Origin of the sequence: Methanobrevibacter sp. (genome assembly GCF_045603845.1) — an archaeon.
Lineage (GTDB): Archaea > Methanobacteriota > Methanobacteria > Methanobacteriales > Methanobacteriaceae > Methanocatella.
The window spans coordinates 1-12288 of record NZ_JAZUMY010000042.1 but is presented as its reverse complement, the minus strand read 5'-3'; the positions used below and the strand labels follow the sequence as shown (position 1 = coordinate 12288).

Genomic DNA, 12288 nt, shown 5'->3' with positions numbered 1-12288 from the left:
CATTTTCCTGATAGCGCAATTCTTCTGTATTTTGAATTACACTTTGTACATCTTACCTTCTGTTTGGAAAATGCTCTGGAGTTACCCATGATATCTGGCAAGAAGTGGGATGATAATACTCTTTCCACAACATCTCTTTGGTCAACTGCCCTGATTTTTTCTGCAAGTGAAATTTGGGCTTCAACCTTTTCCTTCATTGACGGCAATCTTTTGTAAAGACATAATGTAGGTCCTGCATGAATGCTTGACGTATGGTGGGAAAACATCAATCCCTCATACTGTTCTGGAGTTCCCAAGTGCATTTCAACATTGTCAATATACTCTAAAACATCTGCTGGCTTTAAAGGATCTTTCGTTTTATCATAAAACTCGACAGGGAAACGTTCATAAATGTCTAAGTTGTGGGATTCGTCATCAATCTCTTCAGGATCTATCCTTGAAGATAAAACCAGCGGAGCATCCATACTTCCACCTCTTGTATTAGGCAGATAGGTCTTTGAAAAGTTAATTAACGCATCTAAAAGTAACATTATCGCATCCTCATCACTGTCACAATTCCTACGTTTTGCTGAATGGAAATAAGGGTGCGCATAACATCCCAACGCTTTAGTGAACCCTACAATACGGCCCAATACTCCTGCGGATGTGTGCGGAGCAAGTCCTGCTATCAGATGGCCTATCAAATCGGTTTTTGTCTTTACATTATAGAAGCTTTCCATGCCGTACAATTTGGTGAGCTCATCGTCAATGAAATGGGCGGTATTCACCAGGTATTCGGCACAGTTATTTGAAATAACTACGTCCTGAACCTTAAGCTCAATAATCTGATTTTCGCTTTCGATCGGCTTGCCGTAGCAGTCATGTTCATATCCCATCTCCAGAAGTTTTTCAACGCTAACTCCAATCTCCTTAGGAATGAAATGGGTCAGCGGCAAATCTGTAGAGTCGTGGCGTATTGTCCCGTCCTTGAATGTAAAAACTTCATTCTTGCATCTCAGGATTCCTTTTTCCAAAGGTTCCGGAAGCTTTGACTCTGAAATCATACCGACAACAGCTTTAAATTTGTCGACTTTTCTTACTCCAACATTGTCTGATGCCTTTTTAAGCATTGATGAGATATTGATTTTTTTATTCACGGGTTTTCCCATTTCTGTAGGTGACCCGCATTTAGGGCAAATGGAATTGAATGTCATCAGTCTGCAGTCCGGATTTGAACATTTTCTTCTTGACAGTTCGACTTCAATCTTTCCCTTTTTGGCTGCATTGGCCACCAGCCTTTGAGCTCCACCATAGTTTCCAATCGGGAACAATCCGTGGGGTGCAGGCTTCATCAGTCTTTCCTTGGACTTTTCAGGTCTTCCCACACGAGTTCCGATGTATGCTGGCGCCTTGTTTTTGATTTCAATTTTTGAAACTTCATTCAATGCTTCAATGGTTGAGTCCTTTTTAGGCAATCTGTCAACCAGCGTTGCAAGCAGCGCATAAGAGTTATCGGCATCAATGATAATTTTATCGTCACGGACAATATGGGGAACGCCTATAATCTCAAGGGTTCTTTTTGCATAGGTTAATTTTAATTTAATGCCTTCATTAAGATGGTATGAATCCTTACATTCCATCAATAAGTCATACAATGCATTCAAATCCTCTATTGTAACGTCATTGTAACAGTAAGTGTATTTCGGATGAAGGGGAATATTGTATTTTTTAGACAGTTCAAAGGCCTCTTTCGCTGAAAGATAATCATATTCGAGGCGTCCAAGGTCCAAATCATCGTCAGGTGAATAATTTTCGCTTTCCTTTAAAAGTCCAATCCACCATTCCTCACACCATCCTGAAGGATATAACGGCTGGTTGTTTCTTAAAAACTCTCCGAATGCAACTAACATATCTCCCAGGAATAATATTTCAACAACGTCCTTTTTAAGTTCTCTGGCCTGTTTTACGCTGTCAATAATTACCACATCACCGTTTTTAAGCTTAACTGTAGGCCCTTCAATTGAATCTACTGGCACAACACAATTTCCTTTACCGGGATATTCGATTTTAAGCTGTGTTCCTACAGCCAAAAACTCAAGCAATGCCATGGTTGCCGGATGAACACCCATTGTTGCAAGGCCAGTATTTCTGGATCGGCCATATCTCAGACGGAATCCTCCCTTTTCGGAAGGGTGTCCCAAAACAGGTCTTCCACCAATGATATCCTGAATATATTTAGGTTCGTGCACGACTTCTCCTTCGTCTGATGAATCGGAAGATTCCTCTTTTTTAGGTTTGGAGTATTCTGTAAGCCATTCCCAGTTCAAACCCAGTTTATTTGAAATTTTGTGTATCTTTTTGGATTTCTGGATAACTCCTTCAACCATAGCCAGCAAAGCTCCACCGCGAATGTTATTTGTTTCCACACGTTCCAAATCTCTGTGGGATACTTCAACGGCATCTGTCTGCTCACCTGTAACTTCAACGGGAATATGGTTTGCCGCAAACCTTACCTCTTCAGGTGTCGGTGAGTACTGAAGATTTGTGACTTCGGATTCATAAAGTTCAACCTCTTCCACATATCTTTCAATCTCATCTTCAATAGGCTTGAATTCATCGATTCCAATAGCCTGTCTGATTTTATCACCAAGCAAAACGGCCAGTGCTGCTGCAGTACCTCCTGCACTTCTGATAGGTCCTGCAAAATATACGGCGATATATTTTGTTGAATCGAAATTGTCTTTGATTCTTACCTGTGAAATACCTTCCAGGGGAGCGGCCACCACACCTTCGGTTAATATTGCAAGTGCTGTTCTAAGGCCCTGGTCACACCTTTGCTCTTCATCGTATTCTGCCTTTTCACCGGTCAGTTCGAATTTGGTGGATGCAATTTCTGCAGCTATCTCAAATGCCACTTCTTCCCTTGTCATATCTTTTTCCAATTCCTTAATACGTTTAGCTACTCCTTCCGGACCAACAAGCCCTTCCACTCTTTCAGCTAAATCCTTTGCCAAAGGAACTTCGGTTTTTGTTTCAACATCCAAACCTTTGGAGCGAGCTTCGTTAGCTATTTCGTATAATGCATGTGTTTCAGCTTCTAATCTATCAAAATAATCCATAATATCGCCGTGGTTTTTTTAAAATTAGTTAGTTATTATATGTATATTTTGAACTATATTAAAGTTGGGGAAGTGTGAAAAAATCAATCATTTATATACTGTTTAATAAAGGTTTAAATATTTTAAAATAGAAATGTTTATTTTACATAGACTGTCGAACGTATAAAAATTTTTCATTGCTTTTAGTGGTGATAAAAATGGCTGATGAACCAGTAAATAAATTGTATGGTAACAAAATAAAATTAGATTTTACTAAGTTAGGTAAAAAATCTCACGATGAATCTTCACCTGATGTTGAAGAAGTAAAAGAAGAAATAAACGCAGTGCCTGATGCAGAACCTGTTGTTGAAACTGTTGAAGAAGAAGTTGTTGAAGAGGTTGTTGAGGAAGCTGCTGTAGAAGAAGTTGTTGAAGAATTGGCTGAACCTGTTGAAGAGGTTGTTGAGGAAGAAGAGGTTGCTGAAGAGGTAGTTGAAGAAGTGGCTGAACCTGTTGAAGAGGTTGCTGTCGAAGAAGTTGTTGAAGAAGTGGCTGAACCTGTTGAAGAGGTTGTTGAGGAAGTTGCTGAAGAAAAAGTAGTTGAAGAGCCTAAAAATAAAGAAGATGATTCTCGTCTTGCTAAATTGAAAAAAGATTTAAAAGAAAAAGAATCTAAATTAAAAAATCAATCTAACGAATTGAACTATTTAACTAATACTATCATTCCTGATCTTAAAAAAGAAAATGCTTCTTTAAAATCTGTTAAAAGAGAGTTAACTGAAGCTTTAGAAAAAACTTCTAGAAAATATTATGATCAACTTGATATCAGTGAAGAATTAAGTAACCGTATCGGTGAGCTGGGCGCAGACAGTGCAGTTAATAAAGCAAGAACCGATAGACTTGAATCAGAATTGGATTCTATTAAAGAAAGTTATGAAAATAAAATCAAATCTTTAAAAGAAAAGATTGGTGCTTTGGAAGCATCCAATGTTGAAGATTTGGAAAGCACAAATCAAAAGTTAAGAGATAATTTAAAAGCTTCTAATGATGAATTGGATGAATCTAAATCAACTATCAATAAGCTTCAATCTGAAATTGATGACTTAAGGAAAAAACTTATTGAAATGGGAGATTATAAAGATGAAGTGGATGAAAAAGCTAAAAAATCCATTGACAAATTAAAAGATGAAATTGTCTCTCTAAAAGCTGATTTAAAAATCAAGCAAAGTAACTATGATAAGTTATCTAATGATTCTCAAAAAACTATTTCTGATTTAAGAAATCAATTAGAAAAACTTAAAGAAAATGCTGAAAAACAGTCCAGTAAAGGCGGATTGTTTAACAGATTCAAATAGATGATTTTAAAAAATCATCTTTAACTTATTTTTTTATGAAAAATGATTCTTATTTTATGGAATTAGCTATTAAGGAAGCTGAAAAATCTTTACAGGAAGGAGGCATACCGATTGGTGCTGTTCTTGTTAAGGATGGTGAAGTAATTTCCAGAGGCCACAATAGACTAATTCAAAACGGTTCTGTAATTTTGCATGCTGAAATGGATGCAATTGAAAATGCAGGGCGTCTTAATTATGATGATTATGTTAAATGCACATTGTATACAACTCTTTCTCCATGTCCCATGTGTTCCGGTGCAGTGATTCTCTATAATATTCCTCGAGTTGTTATCGGTGAGAACACGACACTGATGGGAGCTGAAAATTTGCTAAAATGCAATGATGTTGAAGTGGTTGTCTTAAACGATTTGCGATGCAGGGATTTGTTTTTAAAATTTACCTGCAACAATTGTGAAATATGGGATGAGGAACTTGCCAAGGTAGGCAACAGTACTGAGGTCAAATAATGGAGATTGTTGTAACTGATGAAAGGGATGAGCGTTTCATTGAATACTGCAGTTCTTTCGGCTGTGTTTTGGATGATCCTCAGGTGGTATTGCTTTTAGTAAATTATGATTCCATAGCAGGATGCAGCAGTTTCAAGGTCTATGATTCCCAATCCATTGAAATAATAAGTTTATTTGTGGATTCAATTAAAAATCGTGAAGACATATCCTATAAGTTAATCAAGCAGCTTGAAAAGATAGCTATTGACTTGGAATTCAAATCGTCTTATGTTTCTCTTCAAAAGGATGATGTGCTTTTGGATATTTTTGAAAAATTGGATTATAAAATAATTAAAAATGATGATGAAATTTTAATAAAAAAAGAATTCAGAAGCTTGATTTAAGCTTCTTTTCTTAATCTTTTTACAACAAAGTCTTTGTCTAAAGACAATAGGAATGATGCTGCTCTAGGGCCTTGTTTTTGTCCAAGTATCATTTTATAAATGGCCTGGAAACCTTTTTGCGGTTTTAAACCTTGACCTTCCAGGATTTCATACATCGCATCATGTAATTCGGTTGCATCATTAAACTCGGTTGTTTCAATTAAAGTTGCCAAATCACCTAGGAACTGATCTTGATCTTCAGTTAATGGTAATTTAGGAATATTTTTCTCTTGAACTTGGAATTTAACGAATTTAGGAGCATAAGTGTCCAGCCAGTAAATGACATTATCAACACGTTCTCTGTACTGTGCCAATTCAGCTTCGGTCAAGTCAGCGAATTCCTTGTCTTCAAAGCTTTTGGTCAATTGTGAATTCCTTTTTAAAATTCCGAATATTTTTTCCAAATCGTCGCCAGCTATCTGATAAGCATTAACAAGGAATCTGAATGGTGGCCTGAACGGAAGAGGTTCACCAGCATTAATTTGAGCTACTTCATAAATTTCCCTGAATTTTCTGTCTTCTTTTTCAGATGGTGCTTCTTCTTCGTTATAGAATACCTTTTCAACTTTATCAAACTGGTCAATGAAGTCCAAGTAAGACATTTTAGGTGAGAAATCTTTAGCTTTCATAGGTTTAGATCTGAACAGGTAGTAGTTGAGGCTTTCTGCAGGACCAATTTTCAACCATTCCTCAGGAGCGAAAAATACTCCGTGGGATTTACTCATTGCCTCACCGTCAAGTGTAATCCATTCGTATGGAACCGGATAAGGTGCCGGGTAGTCGAAAATCTTTTCTGAAATCACGCTACTTACATCGTAGGATCCTCCGCTTGCAGCATGGTCTTTTCCGAAAGGTTCGCATGTGGTTCCGAATATTTTCCATCTTGCAGCCCATTCAACTCTCCAGGTAAGTTTACCGTTTCCGGATTTAATGTCCATTTCACCTTCATGGCCACATTCACATCGGTATTTGACGATATCTCCGTCATAATCGTAAGCATAAGTTGTATTGACTCTGCCACATTCGTCACAAATTGGATTGTATGGCAACCAGTCGTCAGCCAATGGCTCTCTTCTGTATTCGTTGAAGATTTCTTTTATTTCATCAACCTTTTCGAATGAGGTTCTTATGTAATCGTTATAAACTCCAGTTTTATACATTTCAAAACCGGATTTGGCTTCCATTTCAATACCATAGTCATCCATAACGCTTAATAATGGTTTTTCGAAATGTTCTACAAAGTTAGCGCAGCATCCGTCAGGACATGGAATCATTGAATATGGCATTCCAAGGTATTTGTCATAATCTTCAGGAAGTGGGTATGGAACTTTTCTAAGCGGGTCGTGATCGTCCGCAATCCATATTGTTTTTGCTTTTTTACCTTTCTCTCTTATTTTTTTGCCGACTGCATTTGCTATGAATATATCACATGAGTTTCCAATGTGAATTGAACCTGAAATTGAAGTTCCGCTTGCAATAACATGTTCTTCTACATCCATTTTACATAATTCATCAGCTATATTTTCAATCCAATGTGTCATCTAATTCACCGTTATCAATAAAAAAATTATCATAAAAATTAGTATAGGTTTACTTTTGTAGTTATTACTATAAAAAGATTAAATTTTTAGATGGATGTAATGAGTTTATCTATTGCATCCATGAAATCTTTTGAAATGACCTTTTTCCGCTCAGACCTTATTGCAAACATTCCCGCTTCGGTACATATTGCTTTTAAATCAGCACCTGAAAATCCTTCCGTTAACTCGCTGATTGATTCAAAGTCAATGTCCTCATCTATCTTCATCTTTTGAGTGTGAATTTCAAGTATCTTTTGCCTGCCTTCTTTATTTGGAAGCGGAACTTCTATTGCCCTGTCAAACCTTCCCGGCCTTATCAGCGCATCATCCAGAATGTCCGGTCTGTTTGTTGCAGCTATTATTCCTACATTTCCTCTCGGATCGAAACCGTCCAGTTCTGATAACAGCTGCATAAGGGTTCTTTGAACTTCCCTGTCTGCTCCCTGCGTTCCATGGGTTCTTTTTGTTCCTATTGCATCAATTTCATCTATAAATATTATTGCGGGGGATTTTTCTTTAGCAAGCTCAAATACTTCCCTTACGTATCTGGCACCTTCTCCCAGGAATTTGTTTACAAATTCGGATGCCACCAGTTTGATGAATGTTGCATGTGTTTGATTGGCCACTGCCTTTGCAAGAAGCGTTTTTCCGGTTCCTGGAGGACCGTATAATAAAATTCCTTTTGGCGGGTCAATTCCTATCTCTTCAAAAAGCTCCGGTTTTTTAATAGGTAGCTCAACAGTCTCTTTAACTTCCACTATTGCGTTTTCAAGCCCGCCGATATCTTCATATTCGATATCTGGTTTTTCTTCAATTTCCATTGCAATGATGTCTGCCTCTTTTCTTGATGGTAGAACTTCAACAACGGCCAGGCTGTCCTGATTGAGGGATACTCTGGCTCCCGGTATGACCTTTTGCTTATCAATTGAACCTGGGTATGTCACGACAAAGTCATGTCCGACGTGTCCTCTGATTCCAACCCTATTGTCATCAAATACTTCCGTTATTGTTGCAAGAATCAATGGTGTTTTTTTAAAGGAGTTGATTTCCCCTTTCAGTTCCTTGATTTTTCCTTCCAGCTGGCGGTTGCTGACATTCTGTTTCAATTCTTTTGTTTCAAGACTTCTTACTTTTTTACTGTTTTCAGTGTTTTTCTCTTTCAGTGTTTTGTTCTCATCTTCAAGAGTTTTTATTTTTTTCCAGCAATTCTTCTGTAGAGCTTTCCATTATATCACCCGGAAAATTAGTTGTTATATAGTGATATGTCAATTAAAGTATATAAAATAAAAAAAGAGAAAAATAGATTAATGAATCTATTTGATTAAATCGGAATCTGATTGGTCTAACCATTCGTTAACGATTTTTACCGCACAGAAGTTTCCGCACATGGTACATGTGTCTTCTTCTTCAGGTGGTCTTTCATCTCTTTTTGCACGTGCAGCGTCTGGGAACATTGCACATGCATATTGTGCTTCCCAATCCAATCTTTTTCTTGCTTCTGCCATTGCCAAGTCTTGTGAACCGTCAATTTGGCCGCTTGCAAGGTCTCCTGCATATGCTCCGATTTTAGTTGCGATAACTCCTTCTTTAACGTCTTCAGGAGAAGGCAGTGCCAGGTGTTCTGCAGGAGTTACATAACAGATGAAGTCAGCTCCGGCTTTTGCAGATGATGCTGCTCCAATTGAGGATACGATGTGGTCGTAACCAGGTGCCACGTCACATACAATAGGTCCGAGCATGTAGAATGGTGCATTTGAACACATTTTCTTTTGAATCATGACGTTTGTTGGAATTTCGTTGATTGGAATGTGTCCCGGTCCTTCAATCATACATTGTACTCCAGCTTCACGGGATCTGTCAATTAATTCTCCTAAGATAATTAATTCTTGTATTTGAGCTCTGTCTGTTGAATCGGCAATTGAACCTGCTCTCATACCGTTTGCAAGTGAAAGTACAACGTCATGTTCTTTAGCAATATCCAGGACATAATCGAAGTTTTCGTATAATGGATTTTCTTTTTCGTTTTCTACAATCCATCCGGACATGAATGATCCTCCTCTGGATACAAGTCCGGTCACACGTCCCTGTCTTTTGAGTCTGGTTAAGGTTTCAATGTTAATACTACTGTGGACAGCCATGAAGTCAATACCATCTTTTGCCTGTTTTTCGATGGTGTTGAACAGTTTGTCTTCATCCATGTAGATTACTGATCCTTCTTCTCTTATGGTTTCGATAGCTGCCTGGTAAACAGGTACGGATCCCACTGGGAGAGGGGACATGTCAAGCACTCTTCTTCTGATTACATCCAAATCTCCGCCGATACTTAATTCCATCAGACAGTCAGCGCCGTGGTCAATAGCTATTTGTGCTTTTAAGACTTCCTCATCAAAGTCTACAATATCTGTTGATGTTCCAACTGTTGCGTTCACTTTTGTTCTGAGTCCGGCACCGATACCTGCTGCTTCAATGTCTCTGTTAACGTTGCTTGGAATAACAATTGTTCCTTCGGCTACGGATTTCAAAATAAAGTCTTCAGAAACGTTTTCTATTTCTGCGACGTGTTTCATTTCATCGGTTAATATACCTTTTTTTGCATCACTAATTTGTGTCATACTATCACTCAATTAATTTTTAATTAAATCAACATAATTTGATTATATAATCATTTTTATTTGATATTAATGATTATGTGTTAATAATATTTAAATTAATTGATTCTAAATCCAAAAAAATTGATAAGTATAAAGTATAATTTAAAATAATTTGCTTTGCCTTGTAGTTTGCTTGTTGGGAAATTCATGCAGATAGTTGAAAATTTCCTCACTGTTATTCATGATTCCTGCATCGGATGTCCTTTCATTGAATATTTTCATCAGTTTTGAGTTATATGGGCTTGGAATATGATAATTGTTTTTAAAATGAGTTGCATATTTCTTTTTTAATCCCGGAAAATCTTCATCAAGTTTCTTATAGAAATACTGTCTGTTCCCGTCCCTTAATGTCATTCCCATTCCGAAGCATATGATTCCTTTGACGTTAGCTTCAATGCAATAGTCAAGAATCTTGTTTATATTTTCTTCATTATCGTTAATAAACGGCAATATTGGACATAACCATACTACTGTTGGGATATTCTCTTCATTTAACTTTTTTAAAACTTCAACACGTCTTTTTGTTGTACAGACATGTGGCTCCAGAATTTTACATAAGTCTTCATCTGCGGTAGTTAGTGTCATTTGAATGACTGCTTTTGTCTTTTCATTGACTTTTTTAATTAAATCCAAGTCCCTTAAAACCAGGTCTGATTTTGTAATGCATGTAAATCCGTGGCCATATTTGTAAATTAATTTCAGTGCGCTTCTTGTATATTCAAGTCTTTTTTCAAGGGGCATATATGGATCAGCCATTGATCCTGTTCCGACCATGACCTTTTCCTTTTTGTTTTTAAGCGCTTTTCTCAATAATTCCAATCCGTTTTCTTTGACTTCAATGTCTTCGAATTTATGATTAATTTGATAAACTGAACTTCTGGAATCGCAGTAAATGCAGCCGTGGGTACATCCTCGATAAAGGTTCATTCCATTTTTAGGTGATAGTATACTTTTGACTTGGCTGTAGTGCATAATTATCAAAAAAAATAAGTTAAATGAGTTTAATAAAACTCATTCATTCTTTCAAATGCGTCATCAAAGCTAGGCATATTGGTTTGACAGCCTTGATGTTCAATAATAAATGATGAAACTGCTGATGCGAATTTTGCGGATTCTTCTAATGATTCCCCATTTAGGAATCTTGATAGGAATCCTGCCCTGTATGAATCTCCGGCACCTGTCGGGTCAACCACACTGACATCAATAGCATCAATAACAATCTTGTCTTCATTTGAATAGATTTCACTTCCGTTAGCTCCGCAGGTCTTAACTATTATCTTAGGACCTAATTCCCTTAAACCGGTCAAATCTGTTTCGAGTGAAGTTAATATCCTTTCAATTTCATGATGATTTCCGAAAAGAATGGTTGTATTTTCAATTACATCCTTCAATTTTTTAGTGTCATACATTCCAAGGTCTTGGCCAGGATCAAATGAAATGAGCATGTCATCATTTTTCGCTTCTTCAGAACATTTCCAGTTGAAATTAGGGTCTCCGGTTGCTAGGTGAATTGCTTCAGCATTTTTAATTGCTAAACTTGGAACTTTGCTTTCTGCGAATTCCTTTGCGGCTCCCCAGTAGAAATAACTGATTTGGTCTGAATTGTCGTCAGTTAAAACAAAAGCGGTTGGTGTCTGTTCTCCAGGAACTATTATTAGTGAATCTGTGTCAATGCCCAGGTTTTCCATATGCTCAAAATATTCACTTTTTTTGAATCCGCCACCAACGGCAGATACTAATCCAGTTTTTAATCCGAGTTTGGCTCCAACACAGGCAACATTTGCTGCTGCTCCGCCGTTGAATGTTTTCATATCAGTTATTGGAGATGAAAAGTTAGCTTTTGGAAATGTTGGAACTCTGATGATATAATCATGAGCTGAATGACCAATTGCAAGTAAATCTGTCTTTTTTACCATATTATCGCCTTTTATATTTAATTTAATGAATTTTGCAAAATCTTTTTTTTCGTTATGCATATGATTTCACAATTGAGAAATGAGGTGTAATATACAATTTGTTTTTGAAGTATAAATAATGTTTGTGAGAGCGTGTGACAAGTATTAATCCATGGTTATGAAACCCTGATTTCGGATGTCATTTTGTGCTTTGGTCAACAGATAATTTATCAATTCATCAGTTTTAGGATCTTCATCGTTAACTTTAACCAAACTGATAACATGTCTTGTATCCAGCTTCAATATTTCATTTCCATTGAAATAGCTGGCATTTAAGAAGCTATATAAATTTTCGGAATTTCTAACTAATTTGAAAGCATCAAATTGTGAATTAACTTTATCTTTGATGGTATAATTTAGATTATAGTGCTCTAATGTATTCCATGCGAGCCTTTGGGCAGATCCATCAACCTTGACAAATTCAAGATTGTCCAAATCTTCAATTTTTTTAATTTCAGGAGTGTTTGGACTTGAAATCAGCACGAGATAATCATAGGCTATGGGTATGAAGTTGATGTCTCTTTCATAAGCAATTAACGGATCATCCAATGTTAACAGATCAACAACACCTCTTTTAGCTAGCTTAAATGCGTCATTGTCATTGCTGCTGTAAACATTAATGTTGAATGGCAAATCAATACTTTCCAGAAGTCCTGAACTGATATGTCCTCCTGCAATATTGATGTTATTTGGTTCTGCAATCTGAATTAGGTATTTTCGGTATTCTTCTAAAAGTTTAATG

General features: G+C 36.9%; 10 protein-coding genes. 3 read left to right on the top strand and 7 right to left on the bottom strand.

Going from position 1 to position 12288, the window contains the following annotated elements; all coding sequences use genetic code 11:
• Positions 1 to 3098: DNA polymerase II large subunit (gene polC, locus ACKI2W_RS03830; RefSeq protein WP_407379405.1), on the bottom strand; the 3098-nt coding region annotated here is incomplete at its 3' end.
• A 197-nt stretch (positions 3099 to 3295) separates the two neighbouring features.
• Here polC and ACKI2W_RS03825 point away from each other — a divergent pair.
• From ACKI2W_RS03825 to ACKI2W_RS03815, 3 genes are read left to right on the top strand one after another with little or no spacing between them, the layout of a single operon-like run.
• Positions 3296 to 4432 carry a coiled-coil domain-containing protein gene (locus ACKI2W_RS03825; protein ID WP_407379403.1) on the top strand — a complete coding sequence of 379 codons (1137 nt, stop codon included), beginning with the start codon at positions 3296 to 3298 and terminating at the stop codon, positions 4430 to 4432.
• A 35-nt stretch (positions 4433 to 4467) separates the two neighbouring features.
• A complete protein-coding gene (locus tag ACKI2W_RS03820; protein ID WP_407379401.1) occupies positions 4468 to 4938 on the top strand; it encodes a nucleoside deaminase in 471 nt (156 codons plus the stop codon).
• On the top strand, positions 4938 to 5321 hold the full coding sequence (locus ACKI2W_RS03815; protein WP_407379399.1) for a hypothetical protein: 384 nt from the start codon (positions 4938 to 4940) through the stop codon (positions 5319 to 5321). Before ACKI2W_RS03820 ends, ACKI2W_RS03815 begins: the two co-directional genes overlap by 1 nt.
• Here the strand turns inward: ACKI2W_RS03815 and lysS are convergent.
• From lysS to ACKI2W_RS03785, 6 genes are all read right to left on the bottom strand, one after another.
• The gene (gene lysS / locus ACKI2W_RS03810) at positions 5318 to 6901 is read right to left on the bottom strand and encodes a lysine--tRNA ligase (RefSeq protein WP_407379397.1); all 1584 of its coding nucleotides are present in this window, start codon (positions 6899 to 6901) and stop codon (positions 5318 to 5320) included. The two genes, ACKI2W_RS03815 and lysS, sit on opposite strands and share 4 nt — an antisense overlap.
• Before the next feature lie 86 nt (positions 6902 to 6987).
• Positions 6988 to 8133, bottom strand: coding sequence for a proteasome-activating nucleotidase (locus ACKI2W_RS03805; RefSeq protein ID WP_407379407.1), 1146 nt, complete (start codon positions 8131 to 8133; stop codon positions 6988 to 6990).
• Positions 8134 to 8253: 120 nt separating this feature from the next.
• Complete coding sequence (gene thiC, locus ACKI2W_RS03800) at positions 8254 to 9552, bottom strand: phosphomethylpyrimidine synthase (protein ID WP_407379395.1); 1299 nt, start codon at positions 9550 to 9552, stop codon at positions 8254 to 8256.
• Positions 9553 to 9693: 141 nt separating this feature from the next.
• A complete protein-coding gene (locus ACKI2W_RS03795) occupies positions 9694 to 10563 on the bottom strand; it encodes an SPL family radical SAM protein (protein WP_407379393.1) in 870 nt (289 codons plus the stop codon).
• A 29-nt stretch (positions 10564 to 10592) separates the two neighbouring features.
• Entirely contained in the window at positions 10593 to 11507 is a 915-nt protein-coding gene (locus ACKI2W_RS03790; protein WP_407379391.1) for a carbohydrate kinase family protein, read from the bottom strand.
• Between the two features lie 144 nt (positions 11508 to 11651).
• Positions 11652 to 12288, bottom strand: a 637-nt coding sequence (locus tag ACKI2W_RS03785; RefSeq protein WP_407379389.1) for a LysR family transcriptional regulator, incomplete at its 5' end; no start/stop codon positions are given.